The organism is Flavobacterium sp. UBA7663, assembly GCF_002483315.1.
Classification (GTDB): domain Bacteria; phylum Bacteroidota; class Bacteroidia; order Flavobacteriales; family Flavobacteriaceae; genus Flavobacterium.
In genome coordinates this window covers 199,458-223,088 of sequence record NZ_DLHR01000006.1, presented here as the reverse complement: position 1 = coordinate 223,088, position 23,631 = coordinate 199,458, and the positions used below count along the sequence as shown (strand labels likewise).

The following is a 23,631-nucleotide window of genomic DNA, read 5'->3' as shown; positions in this document are numbered from 1 at the left end:
ATAAAAAAGGGTCAATCTTTCGAGGTTGGCCCTTTTTGTTTTTATTTTAGCAACATGAAATTGACTGCATTAAAAATTGAACAACTTCCTATAGTAATCGACTTAACCAAGAAAATTTGGCCCGTAGCGTATGGCGAAATCTTGTCAAAAGCACAGCTAGATTACATGATTGATAAGTTTTATAACGAAACCGCTTTGCGTGAACAAATAGAAGTTAAAGGACACGTTTTTTATTTGGCACAAGATGAAAATGAAAAGTACGTAGGTTTTGTTTCCTATGAAATTAATAGCGAACCCAACAAAACAAAAATACATAAAATATACGTCTTACCCGAAACACAAGGAACAGGTTTAGGTAGACAGTTTTTTGAACTCGTAAAAGAAAAAGCCATTGAAAATAACCAAAAAGCCATTTTCTTAAACGTTAACAAATACAACAATGCCATACATTTTTACACCAAACTAGGCTTTACAAAAGTAAAAGACGAAGTAATTGATATTGGAAACGGTTATGTAATGGATGATTATGTGATGGAAGTAAATATTATGCAATAAGATTATAATTAATTCGTTATACTCAAATCAATATTTGTATAACTTATCTTATAAAAATGAAATATCTTTTTTTTACATTTTTGTTTCTTCAAATTTCTTATTCTCAAAATGTTTCAATTCAGTTAAAATTTCAAAATGTTACTGATTCTATTCCTATAGTTGTTAGTAAATCAATAAATGAGAATGCGGCTTATTTTTTATCTTATTCTGATACAATTTACACAAAAAATAACAAAGCTGAATTAAAATTCGAAGCAAGCAATCCAGGTTATCTTTATTTTGTGTTTTCCAAAGCGAATCCCGGAATCAATATATTATATGAGCCAAATGAAGTGATTGTTTTAAATGTTTCTAAAAATCAAGATAATAAATATCAGATTCATTATGAAGGTAGAAATAGTTCTATTTCATTAGCAATAAATGTAGACTCTATCTATAAATATCAAAAATTTTCACAAAAATTAAGACCGATAATTTTTAATGCAAATAAAGGAGCTGATATTTTAAACTTTATAAACGAAGAATATAAATTAGAATCTGAAAGATTGAAAGCTTTTTTAGAAAATGGTGAAATCTCTAAAGATATTTATGAAATCTCAAAACTATATCTTGAGATAACACTTGCTAATAATTCAAAAAGTATCATTGAAGATGTTTTTAGAATTGAAGAAGAGTTTACAAAGACAAAATTATCTAAAAGTGAATTTTTAGATTTATTAAACAATTTAATGACGGAATTTAATCCGTTTGATGATAAATTTAAAAATTTCACAACGTATGCTTTTTTTGATAATGCGCAATCAATTACAAGATTTATGGCTGAAAGTGGCTTTGACGAAAATCGTAATGATAGAGGATTATGGAAGAATAAAAATGCTAGGGATTACTATAATTTTATCCCATTACATTTGCAAGAAAAATTATTTGCTCATTTATTTAGTAACGATAGATTAGATGAAAATGATTTTAAACAATTTAAAAAAGTCTTTCCAAATAGTAGATACACGCCCTATTTAGAAAAATATTTAAAAAATAAAAAAAATTCAGAGTACAAACCTTTTGCTTTTGGTTATTTCCTAAACGGAAAATTTGAATACAATAAACAAGTTAATAGTGTTGATATAACTTCTATTATAAAAGATAATTTTAATGGAAAAGCTGTTTTTGTAGATTTATGGGCATCTTATTGTGCTCCTTGTTTTCAAGAGTTTTCTCATTCTCAAAAGCTATTTGCGTTTTTGAAAACAAATAATATCGAAATGTTATACTTAGCTATAGATAAAGACAAGGAAATTACTAAATGGATTCCAAATATTAAAAATAATTATTTAGAAGGAAATCATATTTTTACTTCAGATAAAATACAAGATTCCCTTCAGAAACTTTTGAACGAACCAAATGGTGTTTATATTCCTAGATATTTATTGTTTAATGCCAAAGGAGAATTGGTTTTACCAGCAACAAAAAAGCCTTCTGAAGGACAAGCGTTGTATGATGAAATTTTAAATGCACTGAAATAGTATTGTAGTAGATTTAATTATTTTAAACTATCAATGAAAAAAATTACATTAGTTATATTTCTCTTTTTTGGTTTTGCAATTTATTCACAAGATTTCAATCCTAAAATAATAACTCTTTCACAAAATCCCGAAATCACTGATTTTAGTTTTTTAAAAGAAGAATTAAAAGATGTTCAGGTTGTTATGCTTGGAGAAAATACGCATTTTGATGGAAATGTGTTTGAAATGAAAACCAAAATCGTTCAATATTTGCATCAAGAAATGGGTTTTAATACTATTGCATTTGAATCTGGAATTTATGATGTGTGGAAAGCTCAAAAAAATATTGAACAAGGACAAAATGTAAAGGAAGCACTATCAAAATCTCTATTTTCTATTTGGGCAAAAAGAAACGAATTTCAAAGTTTTATAGAGTTTTATAATCAGAATAAGAAAGATTTAAGAATATTCGGTTTTGATTATCAGATTACGGGTAATAATGGAAATGTATTATTAGCTAAAGATTTATTCGAATATGCTAAAAAAATCAATCATAAAATAAAATTTAAACAAGAAGATTTTGAGTTGCTTTTAGAATCGATGACTAATTCTGGTATGTTTGATGAGGAAGATGTTTCTTATGAGCAATTTAAAACCGAATTAACATTATTTAAAACTAAAATTAGCCAACAAAAAGATTCTGAAGAAAAGTTTTATTTGAATCAAATTGTAAAAAGTCTTTTAGAGTTAGGTTATGATGCTGTTTCAAAAGAAGAGATTTTAAGTACTTTCAATACAACTTCATTTGACAATATTCGAGACAAACAAATGGCGGATAATTTATTAGCTTATTTAAAACAAAATCCTGAAGCTAAGATAATTTGTTGGGGAGCCAATGCACATTTTGTAAATGATATGAGTTCAATTAATGAGCCTATATTAAAAGAATTTGTACCAATGGGTTCTTATATTAAAAAAGAACTAAAAAACAAAGTGTATAGTTTGGCTACTATAACGTCTGAGGATTCTATATATCTTCAAAATAAATGGCATGCAACACCAATTAAAAAGCACTCATTTGAGTATTTCTTAAAAGAAAAAAATACTTCTCCACACATTTTTCTTTCTTCAAATCAAAGTGGAATGCAAATTTTAGCTTGGAACCGACTTTTTAGTCCAATTACTTTTGTGGAAAGTAAATTAAATGAGTTACACGATGGTTATCTCTATTTTAGAAGCGTTACGCCTTCCACTATAATAGATTCAGATGAAGAGAATAAAGTTTTTAAAACTAAAGATATACATACGGTCAATCAATCAGAACCTAAAGATGATGAACTTAAGAAAACGGAATTAAATGAAGTTGTCATTTATGGAAAAAGAACAGCTTATCAGGTTATGAAAAATGTGATAGAATCTTTTGAAAGAAACTATCCTGATAATCCATTTAGTTCATCGATGAAAACCAATGTTCAAGCCAAAGTTTCAGATGTTACTTATCTTGATTTTGATTTTATTGCCGAACAATATGATTTAGGTTATGTAAATCATATCAACAGAAGTACAAAAAATATAAAAGAGTTAAGATGGAATAAGAAAGGTAATTTTCTGTCGGAAAGCTTAAGGGAATATCATGGTTTGGTGTATAATTGTCCAATAAAATATGCGCCTTTTTTGAAAAAAGGAAAGTTTAAGAAATTTATTTTTCAAATTGAAGAAACTAAGATATACAACAATGAAGAAGTCTTTGTGATTAATTTTTCATCGCCAAGAAATCATTCCACTTTTACCAGACGCGTTTTTTTAAGTGACTATTCAGGATATTTGTATGTGAATAAAAAAGATTTTGCAATTGTAAAGATTTTCGAAAATTGGTCAGTAACCGAATTCCCAGAACAGTTTAGAGAAGGATTTAATCTTAAAAATTCGTTATCAAAATACACTTCGAAAGAATATAAAAACGAATCCATGCTTACAGATTTTACAAAGATTGGTGAGTATTATTTCATTAGACAATCTATAAGTGTTTTATCAGGAAATGTTTATAACGATGCATCTGAAAAAGAAGAATTTGAAATAACAGTAAATTCAAGTTGGAAGAATTTTAATATTCAAAATCCTAAACTAATAAAAAGTAAGGATGAAGAACATTCATTTGAAAAAGTGAAATACAACGCCAGTTTTTGGAATGATATTAAGTTTTAAATCTTTAAAATGTTTATAACATTACTGATTTTCACATTTTGGTTTGAAAGGGGTTTTGTAAATTGCAGGATAGAATTAAATCACTAGTTTTAAGTCAATTTACAAATGATTACAGAAAAAGAATTCGAAAGTTTAATTAGTAAAAATGAAAGTTCAATATTGGATTTTAAAGGAGAGTTTTACGACTTTAATAATGATAAAACTAAATTTATCACAGCCAAGTTTGTTAAAGATGTGATTTCATTTTCTAATACAATAAGAACTGAAACATCTTATATTATATTTGGAATTCAAGAATTGGATAATGGAGAATTAGAGTTTAAAGGAATTAACGAAAAAATTGATGAAGCTATTCTTCAAGATAAAATAAAAGATAAGGTTTTTCCTAGACCTATTTTTTCATTTTATACTTTCAATTACAAAGATATTTTATACGGAGTAATAGAGTTTCCTGTTGAAAAGTATGAATTTCCTATTGTCCCAATTATCAAAGATTTAAAAGGACTTGAAGCAGGAAAAGTATATTATCGTAATGGTACCTCTAATACTGAAGCAAATGCCTATGATATTATTAGAATTAATGAATGGTTGAAGTCTTTGCCTTTAAAAACTAGTTTAAACTCATTAGAAAATGAAATTTCTAAATTTATCAAAGAACTAACAAAAAAAGAAGAAAAGCTTTCTGTTATTATTGCAGACTTACTCTCTCTTTCAAATTTGTATGAGCTTAAAGGATTAAAAATGTTCTGTTTAAATGAAATACAAGGAATTAAATCTACTAATTTTGAAGGTCTTGATTATAGAAAGCAGAAAGTTTTTGTCTCATGGAATAAAATTGATATAAATCCTTATTCCTTTTTGAGTCCTTCAGTTAGTTTAGTAGTAAATGAATTGGAAAATAATAGTGAGTTTTTTGAAAGAATGCTAATCCTCCATCACCCAATAATTGAAATTGAAAGTATTTTAGAAAAGTTAAATCAAGATCCAAATTCATATATAACTATAAAAACTGATACAAAAAGTTTACTTGGGATGGAAAAAAAGCACGATTTATATATTTATACTTTTCCTGATAATTTTAATACATTATATAGAAACATTAGACAAAAAGCTATTGATGAATTAATGAAAATATAGACTTAAATTTATTTCTATTACCACTCAAGCGTAATCGTCACGCTCGTGCCCACAAAGAAAAAAAAAGCACGAGAAATTTCCCGTGCTTTTTCAAATTATGTATTTTCTATCTATTTCGCTCACCATAATTCCTTTTCCCAGTAAACTTACTTTTATTACTTGGTAAACTCGCTTCTTCGGTTTTACTTGAAGGAGCAATTAATTGATTTAATTCAGCAACTTCGGCATCGGTTAAGTTTCGGTATTTGCCTTCTTGTACGTCTAAGGAAATGTTGATGATGCGAGTACGTTTTAAAGCTGTTACTTCGTAATCTAAATATTCACACATTCTACGAATTTGGCGGTTTAAACCTTGCGTTAAAATAATTCGGAAAACGTATTTGCTAATTTGTTCTACTTTACATTTTTTGGTAATCGTTTCCAAAATCGGAATTCCGTTTGCCATTCGGTCAATAAATCTATCCGTAATCGGTTTGTTTACGGTTACGATGTATTCTTTTTCGTGGTTGTTTCTCGCACGAAGAATTTTGTTTACAATATCACCATCATTGGTCATAAAAATCAATCCCTCACTGGCTTTGTCCAAACGACCAATAGGAAAAATACGCTCTGGATAATTGATGTAATCTACAATATTGTCTCTCACGCCTAAGTTGGTTGTACATTCAATACCAACAGGTTTGTAAAACGCTAAATAAATAGGTTTCTCGTTTTTCTGTTGTACCAATTCACCATTCACACGAACTTCATCACCTGGACTCACTTTTGTACCCATTTCCGGAATCTTTCCGTTAATGGTAACTCTTCCTTGCTCAATCAAACGATCGGCCTCTCTACGAGAACAATAGCCAGTTTCTGATAAAAATTTATTAATTCGTGTTGTATTTTCTTCCATGATGCAAAGATAAGTTTTTTTAGTGTATTGAGTCAATGTGTTTTTAAACACAAAGTCGCAAAGTTTTTCGCAAAGTTCGCCAAGCTTTTTTAAAATATCTAAGTGACCCGAGCGATAAAGTATCAACGATGTAATCTCTATGTATTATCTATGAAAAGTGTAACGTCTTTATATAGGCAAAGCAAGACTAATGTGCCTATGTGTTTAAAATAAAAAAAGCCCTTTAAAAAAAGGACTTTCATTTATTTGGAAAAGGATTCAATTAGATGCTAGCAAATAATTTCTCCATTTTTTCTTTTTCTTCGTCAGCTAAAACACCGTCTACTAAGATTCTTCCACTGTGCTCATCTGTAATGATTTTTTTGCGAGCTGCAATTTCCATTTGCGTTTGTGGTGGAATAGTAAAGAATGAACCAGCAGAAGCGCCACGCTCAATAGAAACAACCGCCAAACCGTTTCTTACACTATTTCTAATTCTGTCGTAGGCAGCAATTAAACGCTCTTCAATTTGACCTCTCAATTCTTCTGATTTTGCTGATAAGAAGTTTTCTTCTTTTTCAGTTTCAGCCATAATGTCGCTTAATTCCGCTTTTTTATGTTTTAAGTGAGTTTGTTTTCCGTCTAATTTTTCTTTAGTTTGAGCTACTACTTCTTTTTTGTGCTCAATAGAAGCTTTCATTTCTTTAATGTGTTTTTCAGCCAATTGAATTTCCAATTCCTGAAACTCCACTTCTTTAGTTAAAGAGTTGAATTCTCTATTATTACGAACATTTTTTTGTTGCTCTAAATATTTTTTAATCGCAGCTTTGTGCTCGTCGATAGCATTTTTCTTTTCTTTGATTAAATCATCAATAGATTCTAAATCGCTTTTTAGTTTTTCTAAACGAGTAGAAAGTCCTGCAACTTCATCTTCTAAATCTTCTACTTCAAGAGGCAATTCTCCTCTTACATTTCTTATTTCGTCTATTTTAGAATCAACTAGTTGTAAAGCATAAAGGGCTCTTAACTTATCTTCTACATTTAGCTCTTTGATTGTTGCCATATTTAAAAGTACTTAACTGGATTTGTATTTTCTTCTGATAAAATAATTCCGCATTGCAGCGAATTTGGTGCAAAATTAGTGATTTTTTCTTTAAGAAAATCAACTATATAATTTTTTGTAAATCTTTCGCTCTCAAAATGTCCAATATCAGCCAAAAGTAATTGATTTTCAGTCTCATAGAATTGGTGGTATTTTAGGTCTGCCGTAAGATAAGCGTCTGCGCCTGAGGAAATTGCATTTTTAATTGCAAAACTGCCGCTTCCGCCTAAAACCGCTACTTTTTTTATCGATTTTCCAGTAAAAGCCGAATGTCTAATGCCTCCACATTGTAATTTGTCTTTTACCAATTGTAAAAATTCGGTTTCAGAAAGCGGATTTTCGAATTCTCCAACGCGTCCTAAACCAATATTTTGATGTTTGTTTTCCAACTGATAAATTTCATATGCCACTTCTTCATACACATGATTTTTGAATAAAGCCTTCAAGATTTTACCTTGCAAATGCTTTTCAAACGTTAGCTCGATTTTAATTTCTTCGTTTTCTACAAATTCAAAACGCTCTCCAATTTCCGGATTCGAATTTTCATTTCCCATGTAGGTTCCAATTCCTTTCGAATTAAAACTACAATCTTCATAATTCCCAATGGTTCCTGCACCAGCATCAAATAAAGCATTTCGCAATTTTTCAACATTTTCAGGAATCGTATAGGTAACTAATTTTTGAATGTAATTTTCTTTCGGAATCAATACTTTAGAATGTTTCAAACCTAAAGAATCACAGAAAATTTTATTTACTCCTTTTTGATGATTGTCCAAAGCAGTATGAACGGCATAAATCGCAATGTCATTTTTAATGGCTTTCAAAATCGCACGTTCGACGTAATTTTTACCCGTAATTTTCTTAATTCCCGAAAATAAAATGGGGTGGAAGCAAACAACCAAATTACATTTTTTCGAAATCGCTTCATCAATAACCGATTCCAACGCATCATGACAAACTAAAACGCCATCAATTTCTTGATTCGGGTTTCCAACTAAAAGCCCAACATTGTCAAAATCTTCGGCATAACCTAGTGGCGCCATTTCTTCAAGAACAGAAAGTATATCGGAAAGTTTCATGATGTTTGATTTTACTAAATGATTACACAAATTAACGAAATACCAGTTAGAAATGAAATGATAAATAGCATAAACTTTAATATGATGATAATTTATTATACTTTCGTAATATGATTTTGTTACGAAAAATACTTTTCCCTTTGGCCTTTTTGTATTGGCTCATTACGTTTATCCGAAATTGGCTTTACGACAAAGGCATTTTCAAGAGTTATTCTTTTGATATTCCAATTATTGCTGTTGGAAATCTTAGCGTTGGCGGAACAGGAAAAACACCTCAAATTGAATATTTAATCCGATTACTTTCCTTCAACTATAAAGTGGCTGTTTTGAGTCGCGGTTACAAGCGTTCGACCGAAGGTTTTATTTTGGCAGATGAAAAAGCTACTGCGAGTTCAATTGGTGACGAACCTTTTCAGTTTTATTCGAAATTTCCAAATATTCAAGTAGCGGTTGATGCGAATAGAAAAAATGGAATTGAAAATTTATTACAACTTTCAAATAAGCCTGATGTTATTTTACTAGACGACGCTTTTCAGCACAGAAAAGTAAAAGCAGGGTTTTATATTTTGCTCACGGCTTACGATGATTTGTTCTGCGATGATTTTATTTTGCCTTTCGGGAATTTACGCGAACCTTCTTCCGGTAAAAAAAGAGCGGATATGATAATTGTCACAAAATGTCCGAATGATTTGTCCGAACTTGCGCAGCAGAAAATCAGAGAAAAGTTGAAGGTAAAGCAGCAAGTTTTCTTCACCACAATTCAGTACGACGATTTTGTTTTTGGAAATGACAGTCAATTGTTGGTTTCGGAAATTCAATCCGAAAGTAAAGTGTTGGTTGCTGGAATTGCAAAACCTAAATTATTCTTCGATTTTCTAAAAAACCAGAAAGATGAAACTTTGGTTTTTCCAGATCATCATCATTTTTCGAAACAGGATTGTGAGCAAATTTTGGCAAAAGCCAATGGAAGAAAAATAATTACAACAGAAAAAGATTTTGTTCGTTTAAACGGATTATTGCCTAAAGAGCAATTGTTCTATTTGCCAATAAAATCTATTTTTTTAAATACAAATATTGATAAAACAATAGAAGATTATGTGGGACAAAGTACAAGAAACAGTTAGTTTCATTAAAAATAAAACCAATTTCACTCCAGAATACGGTGTGATTTTAGGCTCAGGATTAGGCGGATTCACAGCGGATATTACTATTGAACATACATTACCTTACACAGAAATTCCAAACTTTCCAGTTTCAACCGTTCAAGGTCACAAGGGAGCTTTGGTTTTTGGAACGATTCAAGGAAAAAAAGTGGTAGCGATGCAAGGGCGTTTTCATTTTTATGAAGGTTACGATATGAAACAAGTAACGTTTCCAGTTCGTGTAATGAAATATTTAGGTGTTGAAAAATTAATTGTATCCAATGCTTCGGGTGGCGTAAATCCATCTTATAAAATAGGTGATGTCGCTGTTATTACAGATCACATCAACATGATGCCTGAACACCCATTACGTGGTCATAATGATGAGCGTTTTGGACCAAGATTTGTAAATATGAGCGAACCGTATTCAAAAACGATGAATGCAAAAGCATTTGAATTGGCAAAAGAATTAAACATCGATTTAAAGAGAGGAATTTATTTAGGTTTGCAAGGGCCAACATTTGAAACGCTTGCCGAATATAAAATGGTAAAAGCATTGGGAGCTGATTGCGTAGGAATGTCAACCGTTCCAGAAGTTATCGTTGCACGTCATATGGATATGGAATGCTTTGGAGTTTCTGTGATTACTGATATGGGTGACGAGGAAAATATCGAAGAAGTTAACCATGAAGAAGTGTTACAAGCGGCGCAAAAAGCAGAACCTCATGTAAGAAATTTAATTAAGAATTTGATTGCACGTTATTAGTTAAGTAACTAGTTACAACAGTATAGAAATGCTCTGGTTCGAAAGGTTTGGTGATTACTTCATTCATGCCATAGGATAAGAGCATTTCTCTGTTTTCATTCAAAGAAATTGCTGTTAATGCCACGATAGGAGTATGACTGTTGAATTTTCTAATTTCACTCGTGGCTTCCGTTCCGTTGATTCCCGGTAAGTGAACGTCCATAAGGATTAAATCGTAATCATTTGCTTTTGCGTCTTCAATGGCATCTTCACCATTGTCAATTATATTACAAGAAATTCCTCTTTTTTCAAGCATTTTCTGTGTAATCATTTGGTTGATTTTGTTGTCTTCTACTAAAAGAACTTTTTTCTTATTCAGTAAAGTTAAATCAGGTGTAGCTTCTACTTCCTTAGTTTTATTTGCCACTCCTTTTTCAAATTCTAATTCAAAACTAAACGCACTTCCTTTTCCAGATTCACTCGTTAAGTGAATTTCGCTTCCCATTAATTCTAGAATTTTCTTCACAATGGAAAGTCCTAAACCTGTTCCACCATACGTACGATTGATTTCAACAGAACCTTGACTAAAACTATCAAAAATGGCATCTTGTTTATCTTTTGGTATACCAATTCCGTTGTCTTTTATTTCGAAATATAACGTTACATTATCAGTATTTTCTGATTTCTTGATGATATTGCACCAAACATCACCATTTTTACTAAACTTAATAGCATTGTTTAGTAAGTTAATTAGAATTTGTGATAATTTAGTTGGATCGCCTTTTAAATTATAGTTAATCGATTTATCAACGTTTAAATGACACTTAATATTGTTTTCGTGAATGAATTCTTTGAATGAGATAACAATATTTTCGGTTAATTCGGAAAGATTAAAATTGATTTTTTCAATCACTACTTTATCCGATTCTAAACGGTTGATTTCTAATATATCATTAATGAAATTTAATAGATAGTTTCCGGAAAATTCTAATGATTTCAAATAATTTAACTGACTAGCTTTTGGCTTTTCTTGTAATAAAAGATAAGTAATACCATTTATGGCATTTAAAGGTGTACGAAGTTCGTGACTTACGGTTGACAAGAAATCGGCTCTAGCTTTTGAAGCTCTTTCTGCTTTGTCTTTTTCAAGTGTTAACTCTTTATTTTTTTCTTTTAAAAGTTTATTGGTGCTAATTCTGATTTTATTATTTTTATACAAAGACAAACTCAATAAAGATAAAATGGAAATAAGTGCAATACTTAAAATACTAATCAACTTAGAGAATCGTAAAGTTTTTTGTTGACTTTTTTTCTCTTTGTCTAATTGTTCAATCGTTTTAAGTTGTTTGTCAAACTGAATTTTATCAACAGTGTTTTCGGCAACATAACTATTGTAATATTTTCCAATAGAATCTGTTAAATCGGCATATTTTTTTAAATATAAATTCGAACTTGAAATGTTTTTATTTTTTTCATAAGTTACACTAAGAAGTTTATAAATGCGCTTAGTTAATTGAAAATCATTATTATTTGTTTCGTTAGTTTGATTGGCAAGATTTAAGTAGTTAATTGCTTGAGGATAATTTTTCTTAATAATTTCAATTTCGCCCAACTGAATATAAGCTTCGGTTTTTGTACTAAGTAAAGCGTCGTCGCTAATATTTTCCACAACTCCTTTTAATACATTACTAGCTTCGTTATAGTTTCCTTTTTCTTTTTTAATGATAGCTTTTTGAAGATTGATTAATTCAATTGCTTCAAGGAAATTTAATTTTTTATAAATAACCGTAGCTTTTTCAAAATAGATTTCAGCAAAAGCAATATTGTTTTTTTTGAGGTAACATTTCCCTAAACCATAATAAGACAGCGCAATGTTTGATTTTGGCTCACTTTTACTATAAATACTAATCGCTCTAATGTAATAATCAATAGCTAAATCATTTTTTTCAAGTTCGTAAAAAATGGTGGCTAATTGCAAATAACAGTCAGCAAGTTTGATGTTTAAGCTATTTGCTTTGGCATATTCAATTGCTTTTTCTGTATAAAGAATTGCTTTTGTATAGGATTTTTTAGCTTCTTTATTGAAAAGACCAATCTCTAAATAGTAGTCGGTACTATCGCTTATTTTACCAGCATCTTTATATACAGATTGTGAGTAACTATTTATAGTTACTAGGGAAAATAATATGAAAAGTTTTTTAATCAAGAAATGCCTGAGTTAAATTTAACCCTGCAATTTAAAGTTTTTTTAGTGATAATAAAAACTTTATTTTTTAGAAACGAAAGCGATCAAATCAATTAATCTAGAAGAATAACCAATTTCATTATCGTACCAACCTACAATTTTTACCATTCTATCAATAACAGATGTTAATTGAGCATCAAATAAACAGGAATTTCTATTTCCTATAATATCTACCGAAACAATTGGGTCTTCAGTATAATCTAAAATTCCTTTAAAATTAGTTTCAGCAGCTTTTTTAAACGCTAAGTTAATTTCTTCAATAGAAACTTGTCGTTTTACATTAAAAGTAATATCGGTCAACGAACCATCTGGAACAGGAACACGAATACCACAACCACCAATTTTTCCTTCTAATTCTGGAAATATTTTTGTCAATGCTTTTGCAGCTCCAGTTGTTGTTGGAACAATAGATTGTGCAGCACCTCGAGCTCTACGCAAATCTTTATGCGGTTGATCGTGTAGACTTTGGTCGGTAGTGTAGGAGTGAACCGTGGTGATGTAGGCTTGCTCAATTTCACACAATTCCTGAATGATTTTAATCATCGGAGCGGCATTGTTTGTCGTGCAACTTGCATTGGATATTATCGTTTCGCTTCCGTCTAAAATGTGTTCGTTTACACCTAAAACAACTGTTTTTATTTCTTCAACTTCAGATGGTGCGGAAAGAATAACTTTTTTCGCTCCAGCTAAAATATGTTGGTTAATATCCTCAAAAGTTTTGAATTTTCCGGTCGATTCAATAACAATATCAATGTTTAACGACTTCCAATCTAAATTTTTAATTTCTCTTTCATGAAAAAACAAATAGGATTTATCATCAATGATAATTGAATCGTCAGAAAACGAAACGTTTTGCTTTAAAACCCCGTGAATGCTATCGTATTTTACCAAATGAGCCATTGTTTTGTTATCCGCAATGTCGTTGATGGCAACTACTTCAATTGTAGGATGATTCAAAAGTAATCGGAACAAATTACGTCCAATTCTTCCAAAACCATTAATAGCAATTTTTATTTTTATTTTTGTTTCAGGTTTCAATGTTTTTGTTTCAAGTTTCAAGTTTCAAGTTGAAAAGTTAGCGTAACCAAGTTTAATTAATTGAATACGGGATTTAAAAAACTTCCAGCATCCATCATCCAGCTTCCCGCTTAATGAATATGTTTCTCCGCATGATAAGAAGAACGAACTAAAGCACCGCTTTCCACATGTCTAAAACCTAATTCTTTTCCTATTTGTTCGTATTTCGCGAATTGTTCTGGCGTGATGTATTCTTTAACTGGTAAATGTTTTTTACTAGGTTGTAAGTACTGACCAATCGTTACAATATCTACTTTTGCATCGGCTAAATCATGTAAAACTTGAATCACTTCTTCTTCCGTTTCACCTAAACCTAACATAATACCCGACTTAGTTCTTTTGATGCCTTGTTCTTTTAAATAACGCAACACTTCCAAACTTTTTTCATATTTAGCTTGAATACGCACTTCACGTGTTAAACGTTTAACGGTTTCCATATTGTGCGAAACTACTTCTGGAGCTACTTCGATGATTCGGTCTAAGTTTCTTGTATTGCCTTGAAAATCTGGAATTAAGGTTTCTAAAGTCGTATTTGGATTCATTCGGCGAATGGCTTTCACGGTTTCTGCCCAAATAATCGAACCCATATCTTTTAAATCATCACGGTCAACGCTAGTAATTACGGCATGTTTGATGTTCATAATTTTGATAGAACGCGCTACTTTTTCAGGTTCGTCCCAATCCACAGTTTCAGGACGACCAGTTTTAACACCACAAAAGCCGCACGAACGCGTACAGATATTCCCTAAAATCATGAAAGTTGCTGTTCCTTCGCCCCAACATTCGCCCATATTAGGACAACTTCCCGAAGTACAAATTGTATTCAGTTTGTATTTGTCTACTAAACCTCTAAGTTCGGTGTAGTTTTTACCGGTTGGTAATTTTACGCGCAACCATTTTGGTTTGGGTTCTCTTGGTGGAAAAACATTGTCAATAGCCGTGTCCATAATCAAAATTTTGATAGGCAAAGATACGATATGAATTTTAGAATTTTGAAGTAAGAATTTAGAAAATGAGAAAACTTTAGGAAAGTTTTAGGAAATGTAAAAAGGGATTACTTTCCCGAAATAATCTCCGCTAATAATTTTTTAGCTCTTAGTAGTTTGATTTTGATGTTATTTAGCGGTTCATCAATTTGTTCTGCCATTTCTTGATACGTCATTTCTTGAAAATAACGCATTTGAATGACTTCCTGATAAGCAGGTTTCAATTGTTTGATGTATTGTAGTAATTGGGCTAAATTTTGCTCGATAATCAATTCATCTTCGGCAGAATTGGAATCATCGGCCACACTGTAGGCTTGATGATCTTCTTCGTCATTTATTTCAATAAATAAAGACGATTTCTTTTTGCGAAGCATATCAATATGGACGTTTTTTGCAATAGCAATCAACCAAGTATTAAAACCGTATTCTGGATTGTAAGTTGCGATTTTATCAAACGCTTTTGCGAAAGTTTCAATTGTGATGTCTTCGGTATCCGTTTCATTTTCGGTGCGTTTTAGCATGAATCCGTAGACTTCATTCCAGAAAAAATCCAATAAAAAAGTGAAAGCAACTTGGTCTCCCTTTTTTGCTTTTTCAATATTTTCTTGAATAATTACCGAATTTACTTCCAATGTACAGGTTTTGAGATGAGGTTTCTAAAAAATACGCTCAGTTGTGTAAAGATAAGTACAATTTCAATAATTGGATACCAATACATGACATCTTTTTCTTTTAGTTTTCCAGCGGCATAACCTAAAGAAATCCAGGTGAATAAATATCTAAACACGATAATTCCAGTCACAATCATCCATTGGAATTGAAACGCCAATAAAACAATCGCCAAAACTAAAAACCAAAACTGACTAAAGAAAAATAGTCCTAATTGAAATTTATCAAATCCTTTGTAGAATTTAGCAGTAGTAGCGTGTCTTCTTTTTTGGTAAACCCAAGACGAAAAAGTAGTTTTAGGCTCTGAAAAAGTAAAACTTTCTGGCGTATATAAAATGGTAGTGTTCTTTTTTGTAGCTGCTTGATTAATAAACAAGTCATCATCACCCGAACGAATTTTCATGTGATCCATAAAACCACGAACGTTGAAAAATTCTTCTTTTTTGTAAGCTAAATTACGACCAACACCCATGTAAGGTTTGCCAATTTTTGCCCAAGAAAAATATTGGGTAGCAGTTAGCATCGTTTCAAAACGAATGATTTTATTTAGGAAGGAATTCTTCACTTTTTCGTAAGCACCATAACCTAAAACAATCGTTTTTTCTTTTGTGAATTGAGTTGAAATTTGTAACAACCAATCGTTTGAAGCTGGATAACAATCCGCATCGGTAAATACTAAATACTCATTTTTTGCGGCTTTGATTCCTAAGGTTAACGCAAATTTTTTATTACCCCAAAAGGCTTCTACATTTTCAACCTTTACCAATTTTACATTTGAATATTGCTTTTCGTAACTTTCAAATAATTCCAAAGTTTCATCGCTCGAAGCATCGTCGATTAAGACAATTTCGTAATCAGGATAGTTTTGGGTAACCAAAGATTGAAAGTACTTTTTGATATTTTCTTCTTCGTTTTTAGCACAAACAATAATAGAAATAGGCAAACGTTTCGGAGTTCCTTCGGTTTTTTTACCAAATGAGAATTTTCCGAAAATAAAAAGATAATAAATAAATTGAATAAACACGATAACCGCAAAAGCGATTAAGAGTATTGTTAGTATCATAAATGGGTAAAAATTATGCGTGCGATTCTTCGTTGCAGTCTTTCATTTGTTCTGGAGTTTTTCCACAATAGCTGCAGTTTTCTCCATCTTTATTCAAAAACGGACTTTGGCTAGCACAAGTTCCTGCAAATTTTCCGTCTTTTTTTGCCCAAATTTTTATTGCGATACCTGCAAACGCAAGTCCTAAAAGTCCAATGGTTACTAATACAAGTTTCATCTTTTTCTATTTTGAACTGCAAAATTAATTAAAATCCAAGTAACAAATCCCAAATTCCAAACAAATCTCAAAAAACAAATTCAAAATTTTTGGAACACCGATTGAAGAAATGGAAGAAATCTTTAAATTAAAAAAGATTAGCACGCGGAAGGAACTGATTTGCTAATGCAAAAAGCAGATTAAAATGGATTTCTTATGTTTACTATGTCAAGTGAAACGTCTAAAATCAACAAAAAGCAAATCTATTGTGTCTATGTGTTTTAAAAAGTTAACTCAAAGATTTTAAACTCCCAACTTCCATCTCGCATCTCCCAACTCAAATAATATTCACTTCCGCTTCTATTGCAATTCCAAATTTTTCTAAAATGGTTTGTTGGATATTTCTCGAAAGGGTTACAATTTCGGCTCCAGTTGCAGTTCCATAATTCACTAAAACCAAAGCTTGATTTTTATGCACTCCCGCATCACCAAAACGTTTTCCTTTAAAACCAGCTTGTTCAATTAACCAACCCGCAGGAACTTTAACTTCAGTTTCAGAAACTACATAATTCGGCATTTCTGGGTGAAGTGCTTTTGCTTTTTCGTAAGCTTCTTTTGCAATAATCGGGTTTTTAAAGAAACTTCCGCTATTACCTAATTCTTTTGGATCTGGTAATTTGCTTTGACGAATTGCAATTACAGCATTGCTAACGTCTTTTAATGTTGGGTTTTGTATGTTTTGATGTTGTAATTCGGTTTCAATTGCTCCATAAGTTGTAGAAACTTTATGATTTCTCTTAGTCAATTTGAAATAAACCGAAGTGATAATATATTGGTTTTTCAATTCGTTTTTGAAAACACTTTCACGGTATTCAAATTTGCATTGAGCGTTAGTGAAAGTTTCAATTTCTAATGTTTTCAGGTTTAAAGCATCGCAAGAGAACATTGTATCTTTAATTTCAACACCATAAGCACCAATATTTTGAATAGGAGTTGTGCCAACATTTCCTGGAATCAATGATAAATTCTCAATCCCACCAAAATTTTGGTCAATACACCAAAGTACAAATTCGTGCCAGTTTTCACCAGCTTGCGCTTTTACAATGGCAAAATCATCGTTTTCCTCAACAATTTCTCTTCCTTTTAAATTCACATGAACGACTAATTTTTCGATATCTTGTGTTAAAAGCATATTACTTCCGCCACCCAAAATAAAAATATCATCGTTTTCTGTCAACACTTCTTTCAATTCAGCAATTGAACTTACTGAAACAAAGTGTTTAGCTTTAGCCTCAATTCCAAAAGTATTATAATTTTTTAGAGAGAAATTGGTTTGAATATTCATCTTAGAATAATTTTTTTCAAATGTAACTTATATAGTAGAAATTCCAAAAATAAACACAAATTTTAAAAATTTTCACAAATCAAATCTATGTTGTCTATGTAAAGTAAAACGCCTTTTTATGTTCAAAGAAAAACTAATGTGACTATGTGTTAAAAAAAACTTCCAGCTTCCAGCTTCCATCATCCAACTTCTAAATCGGAAATATTTTATACGATTGATGTGTTTCTTTGATAATCAGTTCTGTTCTTTCTGCGTGAGTGTCAGAAATAAAGATTTGTCCAAAAACGGCATCATTAACCATGGTTACAATTTTTTGCACGCGGGTTTCGTCTAATTTATCAAAAATATCATCAAAAAGAAGAATCGGTAATTCGCCACTTTGTTTTTTCATGAACTCGAATTGCGCCAATTTCAAAGCAATCAAAAAAGATTTCTGTTGGCCTTGCGAACCAAATTTCTTAATTGGGAAACCATCTATTTCAAAAATTAAATCATCTTTATGAATTCCAGCGCTGGTATATTGAATAATTCGGTCTTTTTGTAGTGATTCTTCTAAAAGTGAATGTAATTCTTTTTCGAACAACTGACTTTCATATTTTAAAGCAACTTTTTCATTTCCGCCCGAAATATTAGTGTGATGTTTTTCGAAAATTGGAATAAAATCATTTAAAAATTGTTTTCTTTTTTCGAAAATCAATTGTCCAGAATTACTCAATTGCTCGTTATAAATCGATAAATTATCTGCATCAAATGTATGATTCAAAGCGAAATACTTTAATAATGCATTTCGTTGCGCTAACGTTTTTTGGTATTGTATCAGTAATTGCAAATACGTACTGTCTAAAGTTGCAATTACGCTATCAATGAATTTTCTGCGTGTTTCGCTTCCTTCAACAATTAAATCCGCATCGGAAGGTGATATAATTACCAACGGAATCAAGCCTAAATGTTCAGAAAGTTTGTCATAAACTTTTCCGTTGCGTTTGATGGTTTTTTTTTGTCCTTTTTTTAAACTGCAAATAATTTTTTCTTCTTTGCTGTTTTTTTCAAGTAAAGCATCGATCACAAAAAACTCTTCGCCATGTTTGATATTTTGAACCGCTAACGGATTGAAATAGCTTTTTCCATAGGCTAAATGATATATAGCATCTAAAACATTGGTTTTTCCCACACCATTTTTTCCTACAAAACAATTAATCTTAGCGTCAAAATCAAATTCGATTTGGGCTAAATTTTTGTAATTAAGAAGCGATAATTGTTTTAAAAACACAATAAATATACTTTGATTTTGGACTAAAAATAGGACTTAATGCAAAAGTAAATCGAATTTGTTAAAAATATATACTAAAATGGTTTTTAATTTTAATAAAAATTATATTTTTGCACCTCATTAAATTTAATATAAATGGCAACATATAACAAAAGAGGATACAAAGCTCCAAAACCAGAAGAAGCTAAAGTTGAAAACGAATTAGAAGAAGTAGTTGATACTACCGATAGTACAACCGCTGAGGTTTTCAATACATTAGACGAAACAGCATCTAAAACGGAAGATTGGGTAGCTAAGAATCAAAAAGTAATTTTAGGAGTGGTTGGAGCAATTGCAATCGCAACTTTAGGTTATTTGTTATACAATCGTTTTGTTGTAGAGCCAAAAGAAGAAAAAGCTACAAACGAAATTTTCCAAGCGCAACAATATTTTCAACAAGCAGTTGATGCTACTGAGAAAAATGATTCATTATACAATTTAGCACTTAAAGGTGGTGAAGGTAAATTAGGTTTTATCGGAATTGCAGAGCAATATGCTGGTACTGATGCTGGAAACTTAGCAAATTACCACGCAGGTATGGCTTACTTAAACTTAGGCGATTTTAAAAATGCAATTACGTATTTAGAAAAATTCAAATCGGAAGATGCTATTTTAAAACCATTGGCTTTAGGAGCTATTGGAGATGCTTTAGCAGAAACTAATAAAGTAGATGATGCTATTGCTCATTACAAAAAAGCAGCTGAAGCTTCTGAAAATGATTTCACTACGCCAAGATTTTTATTAAAAGCAGCTCAATTGTATTTAGCAGCTGGTAAAAAAGCTGAAGCAAATAAATTATTTGTGGAGATTAAAGAAAAATATGAAACTTCTAAAGAAGGAATGAATATTGACGCTTTCATTGCAATGACTGAATAAGAATGGCAACAGAAAATAAAAATTTATCTAATTATGATAAAAACACAATCCCAAACGCGAAAGATTTTCGGTTTGGGATTGTTGTTTCAGAATGGAACGAACAAGTAACTGAAGGTTTGTATAATGGTGCTTTTGCTGCCTTAACAGATTGTGGTGCTTTACCAGAAAATATCACGCGATGGGATGTACCAGGAAGTTTTGAATTGATTTTCGGAGCACGACAAATGCATGAAAAATTAGAGCTAGATGCTGTAATTGTAATTGGATGTGTAATTAAAGGTGAAACTATGCATTTCGAATTTGTATGCGAAGGTGTTACACAAGGAATGAAAGATTTAAATCTTTTATATGATGTACCAACCATTTTTTGTGTATTAACCGATAACAACATGCAACAATCGTTAGATAGAAGTGGTGGGAAACACGGAAATAAAGGTGTAGAAGCTGCAATTGCTGCAATTAAAATGGTAGATTTGAATAGAAAATAAAAGGATTTCCTTTAAAATCAATATACTAATCCCGATTTTCATCGGGATTTTTTGTTAACAAAAATTTGGAGGTTAAAAGCGTAAAAATCCCTAAATTTGAAAAAAATAATGCGACATGATTAAGTTTGGAAAAGGTAGAATGCCAAAAAATAAGCAATTCAATTATACACCACGTCATTATCAGGGAAAAACAGTTGATAATCCGTTTGATTTTGATTCACCTATTCGTCGTGATAGAGAGGGAGTGAGTTATAATGATTTTAGAGGTCAATGGCAAGATGCACGTGATAGTAGTCGTAACCGAAAGAATAGATCTTTCAATATGAGAGTAATCATTATTGCTTTGGTATTGGTGTTGATATTTTTCTTTATCATCGATTTTGATTTTTCCATTTTTAGAAGAAAATAATGGCAGCGAGTATTATTCAACTTTTACCGGATCATGTTGCCAATCAAATTGCTGCAGGAGAAGTGGTTCAGCGACCTGCTTCTGTAGTAAAAGAGTTGTTGGAAAATGCCGTTGATGCTAAAGCTACCGATATAAAATTAATCGTTAAAGAAGCTGGTAAAACCTTAGTTCAAGTAATTGATAACGGTTTAGGTATGAATACCACTGATGCGCGTTTGTGTTTCGAGCGTCATGCTACTTCTAAAATTCGCCAAGCAGAAGATTTATTTGATTTGCATACCAAAGGTTTTCGTGGAGAAGCATTAGCTTCAATTGCCGCAATTGCTCATGTAGAAATGAAAACCAAACAAGATCAAGAAGAATTAGGAACGCATGTCGTAATTGAAGGCAGTAAATTAGTAACTCAAGAAGTGGCCGTTTTGCCAAAAGGAACTTCGTTTGCTGTTAAAAACCTTTTTTTTAATATTCCGGCTCGAAGAAATTTTTTGAAATCGGAAACAGTAGAATTTCGTCATGTGATGGATGAATTCCAGCGTGTAGCAATGGCGCATCCGTCAATTTCGTTTACGTTGATTCATAACGGAAGTGAGTTGTATAATTTACCAAGTTCAAATTATCGTCAACGCATCGTCAATATTTTTAGTGGAAAAACCAATGAAAAATTAGTACCTGTTTCAGAAGAAACAGAATTAATTAATATTACAGGATTTGTAGGAAAGCCCGAATTCGCCAAGAAAAGTAGAGGCGAACAGTTTTTCTTTGTAAATGACAGATATATCAAAAGTGCTTATTTGCATCATGCTATTATGAATGCGTATGAAGGTTTGTTAAAGGAAGGCAATCAACCAAGTTATTTTTTGTATTTGCAAGTGCCACCTCACACCATTGATATCAATATTCATCCTACCAAAACCGAAATCAAGTTCGACGATGAACATTCGTTATATGCGATTTTGCGTTCGGCTGTAAAACATAGTTTAGGTCAGTTTAATGTGGCGCCAGTTTTAGATTTTGAGCGCGATTCAAATTTAGATACGCCATATCAATACAAAGATAAAGAAGCCGATTTTCCAACGATTCAAGTGGATTCTAGTTTTAATCCATTTGCAACTGATAAACCAGCTGCTAAATCGCTTTCTTCTTTTGGAAGTTACAAGAGAGAAACGTCTTCTGCAAGTTGGGAAAGTTTATATGTAGGATTAAAGCAAGAAACACAAGAATTAGAACAGTTTTCATTTGAAAGCGAAGAAGTGACTGGAAAATTATTTGATGATGAGGTTGAGGAAACAAAATCTTCTTCAACGTATCAAATTCATAAAAAATATATTGTAAGTGCTATAAAATCGGGCATGTTAGTAATTGATCAGGGTAGAGCACACCAACGTGTGTTATACGAACAATTTCTAACAAGCATTACGGTTCAAAAAGCATCGAGTCAGCAATTGTTGTTTCCTTTGGAATTGTATTTTTCTTCGGAAGAAATGGTTTTATTAAGCGAATTACAATCGTCGTTAGAAAATACAGGATTTGTTTTTGATGCTTTCAATAGCGATTCAGTTCAGATTTCGGGATTGCCAATTGGAATGGCTGAAAGCGAAGTTTCGATTGTTCTAGAAGAATTAATTAGTAATTTACAAAACGAAATTCCGGAAAGTAGTTTTTCACAAAGTGATAGTATTGCCAAATCAATGGCAAAAAGTATGGCGGTGAAAACAGGAACATATTTGACGGTGAAGGAACAAGAAAATTTGGTAAATTCGTTATTTGCTTGTAAAGACCCAAATGTTTCTCCTTTTCAAAAACCCACATTTATTACCTTAACGGTAGAAGATTTAGATAAAAGATTTGCCTTATGATGAATAATATGACCGATACTGTAAAACAGTTATTAATTATTAACGTTTTATTTTTTATAGGAAGTTATTTAGTGCCACAAGCCAATGAATTATTATCGCTTCATTATTTTGAAAGCGATGGTTTTAAATTTTGGCAACCGATAACACACATGTTCATGCATGGAAGTTTGATGCATATTTTCTTTAATATGTTCGCTTTAATTTCTTTCGGAAGTGCCTTGGAACATTTTTGGGGAGCAAAAAAGTTTTTGTTTTTCTATCTTTCTTGTGGATTAGGAGCAGCCATAATTCATTCAGGTGTGAATTATTATTACTTTCATGACGCTCAAAATTTCTTAATACAGAGTGGCGTTTCTGTTCAAGATATTCAAACTTTAATAAAGGGAGATAGTGTAAATATTAATGCTTCTGATACGGTTTTACTTCAAAATTATGTAAATCAAATGGGAGATGCCTTTAATAATCAGGCAGTAGGAGCTTCTGGAGCTATTTATGGCTTATTAGTTGCTTTTGCTTTTATGTTTCCAAATGCTGAGTTGATGATGATGTTTATTCCTGTGCCAGTTAAAGCAAAATATTTTGTTCCTGTAATCGTATTGTTAGATTTATTTTCTGGGGTAACAGGAATTAGTCTTTTTGGAGGTAATATTGCCCATTTTGCTCACGTTGGTGGTGCTTTGATTGGTTTTGTTATGATGTGGTATTGGAAGAAAAATCAGTTTGATAAAAACCGTTGGGATAGATAGTTTTTAGAAAATAGAAATAAGAACAAAG

At 31.3% G+C, this 23,631-nt stretch carries 22 protein-coding genes; 11 read left to right on the top strand and 11 right to left on the bottom strand.

Going from position 1 to position 23,631, the window contains the following annotated elements; translation table 11 throughout:
- Positions 1 to 54: 54 nt before the first annotated feature.
- The 4 genes from B2741_RS01615 (at position 55) to B2741_RS01600 (ending at position 5,396) form a co-directional block, all read left to right on the top strand.
- Positions 55 to 555, top strand: a complete 501-nt coding sequence (locus tag B2741_RS01615; RefSeq protein ID WP_291134820.1) for a GNAT family N-acetyltransferase — start codon at positions 55 to 57, stop codon at positions 553 to 555.
- A gap of 56 nt (positions 556 to 611) precedes the next feature.
- A complete protein-coding gene (locus B2741_RS01610) occupies positions 612 to 2,075 on the top strand; it encodes a TlpA family protein disulfide reductase (RefSeq protein ID WP_291134818.1) in 1,464 nt (487 codons plus the stop codon).
- A gap of 33 nt (positions 2,076 to 2,108) precedes the next feature.
- Positions 2,109 to 4,259: an erythromycin esterase family protein gene (locus B2741_RS01605; protein ID WP_291134816.1), complete on the top strand. Its 2,151-nt coding sequence runs from the start codon at positions 2,109 to 2,111 to the stop codon at positions 4,257 to 4,259.
- 105 nt (positions 4,260 to 4,364) lie between these two features.
- Entirely contained in the window at positions 4,365 to 5,396 is a 1,032-nt protein-coding gene (locus B2741_RS01600; protein ID WP_291134814.1) for an ATP-binding protein, read from the top strand.
- A 106-nt stretch (positions 5,397 to 5,502) separates the two neighbouring features.
- Here the strand turns inward: B2741_RS01600 and rluF are convergent, their stop codons facing one another.
- From rluF to B2741_RS01585, 3 genes are all read right to left on the bottom strand, one after another.
- Positions 5,503 to 6,291, bottom strand: coding sequence for a 23S rRNA pseudouridine(2604) synthase RluF (gene rluF / locus B2741_RS01595; RefSeq protein WP_133610619.1), 789 nt, complete (start codon positions 6,289 to 6,291; stop codon positions 5,503 to 5,505).
- Between the two features lie 262 nt (positions 6,292 to 6,553).
- On the bottom strand, positions 6,554 to 7,333 hold the full coding sequence (locus B2741_RS01590; protein WP_133610617.1) for a zinc ribbon domain-containing protein: 780 nt from the start codon (positions 7,331 to 7,333) through the stop codon (positions 6,554 to 6,556).
- A gap of 2 nt (positions 7,334 to 7,335) precedes the next feature.
- A complete protein-coding gene (locus tag B2741_RS01585) occupies positions 7,336 to 8,451 on the bottom strand; it encodes a Nif3-like dinuclear metal center hexameric protein (RefSeq protein ID WP_291134811.1) in 1,116 nt (371 codons plus the stop codon).
- A gap of 110 nt (positions 8,452 to 8,561) precedes the next feature.
- Between B2741_RS01585 and lpxK the strand changes: the two genes are divergently transcribed.
- Together lpxK and B2741_RS01575 are read left to right on the top strand one after the other, a co-directional pair.
- Entirely contained in the window at positions 8,562 to 9,575 is a 1,014-nt protein-coding gene (lpxK, locus tag B2741_RS01580; RefSeq protein ID WP_291134809.1) for a tetraacyldisaccharide 4'-kinase, read from the top strand.
- Positions 9,547 to 10,359 (top strand): purine-nucleoside phosphorylase, encoded by an 813-nt coding sequence (locus B2741_RS01575; protein WP_291134807.1) that lies wholly within the window; start codon positions 9,547 to 9,549, stop codon positions 10,357 to 10,359. The genes lpxK and B2741_RS01575 overlap by 29 nt, the downstream gene beginning before the upstream one ends.
- On the opposite strand, the gene B2741_RS01570 is transcribed toward B2741_RS01575, so the two are convergent.
- The 8 genes from B2741_RS01570 to recF form a co-directional block, all read right to left on the bottom strand.
- Entirely contained in the window at positions 10,334 to 12,544 is a 2,211-nt protein-coding gene (locus B2741_RS01570; RefSeq protein WP_291134805.1) for a tetratricopeptide repeat-containing hybrid sensor histidine kinase/response regulator, read from the bottom strand. The genes B2741_RS01575 and B2741_RS01570 overlap by 26 nt on opposite strands.
- Positions 12,545 to 12,604: 60 nt before the next feature.
- The gene (gene gap, locus B2741_RS01565) at positions 12,605 to 13,603 is read right to left on the bottom strand and encodes a type I glyceraldehyde-3-phosphate dehydrogenase (RefSeq protein ID WP_291134903.1); all 999 of its coding nucleotides are present in this window, start codon (positions 13,601 to 13,603) and stop codon (positions 12,605 to 12,607) included.
- 128 nt (positions 13,604 to 13,731) lie between these two features.
- The gene (gene lipA / locus B2741_RS01560; protein WP_133610606.1) at positions 13,732 to 14,607 is read right to left on the bottom strand and encodes a lipoyl synthase; all 876 of its coding nucleotides are present in this window, start codon (positions 14,605 to 14,607) and stop codon (positions 13,732 to 13,734) included.
- A gap of 107 nt (positions 14,608 to 14,714) precedes the next feature.
- Positions 14,715 to 15,278 carry an RNA polymerase sigma factor gene (locus B2741_RS01555; protein WP_291134802.1) on the bottom strand — a complete coding sequence of 188 codons (564 nt, stop codon included), beginning with the start codon at positions 15,276 to 15,278 and terminating at the stop codon, positions 14,715 to 14,717.
- A complete protein-coding gene (locus B2741_RS01550; protein WP_291134800.1) occupies positions 15,269 to 16,378 on the bottom strand; it encodes a glycosyltransferase in 1,110 nt (369 codons plus the stop codon). Before B2741_RS01550 ends, B2741_RS01555 begins: the two co-directional genes overlap by 10 nt.
- Positions 16,379 to 16,391: 13 nt before the next feature.
- Positions 16,392 to 16,595, bottom strand: a complete 204-nt coding sequence (locus tag B2741_RS01545; protein ID WP_133610600.1) for a membrane or secreted protein — start codon at positions 16,593 to 16,595, stop codon at positions 16,392 to 16,394.
- A 316-nt stretch (positions 16,596 to 16,911) separates the two neighbouring features.
- On the bottom strand, positions 16,912 to 17,919 hold the full coding sequence (gene murB / locus B2741_RS01540; protein ID WP_291134798.1) for a UDP-N-acetylmuramate dehydrogenase: 1,008 nt from the start codon (positions 17,917 to 17,919) through the stop codon (positions 16,912 to 16,914).
- A gap of 190 nt (positions 17,920 to 18,109) precedes the next feature.
- Entirely contained in the window at positions 18,110 to 19,189 is a 1,080-nt protein-coding gene (gene recF / locus B2741_RS01535; protein ID WP_291134796.1) for a DNA replication/repair protein RecF, read from the bottom strand.
- Between the two features lie 135 nt (positions 19,190 to 19,324).
- On the opposite strand from recF, the gene B2741_RS01530 reads away from it, so the two are divergent.
- The 5 genes from B2741_RS01530 to B2741_RS01510 all read left to right on the top strand — a co-directional run bounded on the left by B2741_RS01530 (position 19,325) and on the right by B2741_RS01510 (position 23,603).
- Positions 19,325 to 20,104 (top strand): tetratricopeptide repeat protein, encoded by a 780-nt coding sequence (locus B2741_RS01530; RefSeq protein WP_291134794.1) that lies wholly within the window; start codon positions 19,325 to 19,327, stop codon positions 20,102 to 20,104.
- Between the two features lie 2 nt (positions 20,105 to 20,106).
- Complete coding sequence (gene ribH / locus B2741_RS01525; protein WP_291134792.1) at positions 20,107 to 20,592, top strand: 6,7-dimethyl-8-ribityllumazine synthase; 486 nt, start codon at positions 20,107 to 20,109, stop codon at positions 20,590 to 20,592.
- A gap of 115 nt (positions 20,593 to 20,707) precedes the next feature.
- The gene (locus tag B2741_RS01520) at positions 20,708 to 21,001 is read left to right on the top strand and encodes a hypothetical protein (protein WP_290820893.1); all 294 of its coding nucleotides are present in this window, start codon (positions 20,708 to 20,710) and stop codon (positions 20,999 to 21,001) included.
- Entirely contained in the window at positions 21,001 to 22,857 is a 1,857-nt protein-coding gene (mutL, locus tag B2741_RS01515; protein ID WP_291134790.1) for a DNA mismatch repair endonuclease MutL, read from the top strand. Before B2741_RS01520 ends, mutL begins: the two co-directional genes overlap by 1 nt.
- Positions 22,857 to 23,603: a rhomboid family intramembrane serine protease gene (locus B2741_RS01510; RefSeq protein ID WP_291134901.1), complete on the top strand. Its 747-nt coding sequence runs from the start codon at positions 22,857 to 22,859 to the stop codon at positions 23,601 to 23,603. The genes mutL and B2741_RS01510 overlap by 1 nt, the downstream gene beginning before the upstream one ends.
- The last annotated feature ends 28 nt before the right edge of the window (positions 23,604 to 23,631 follow it).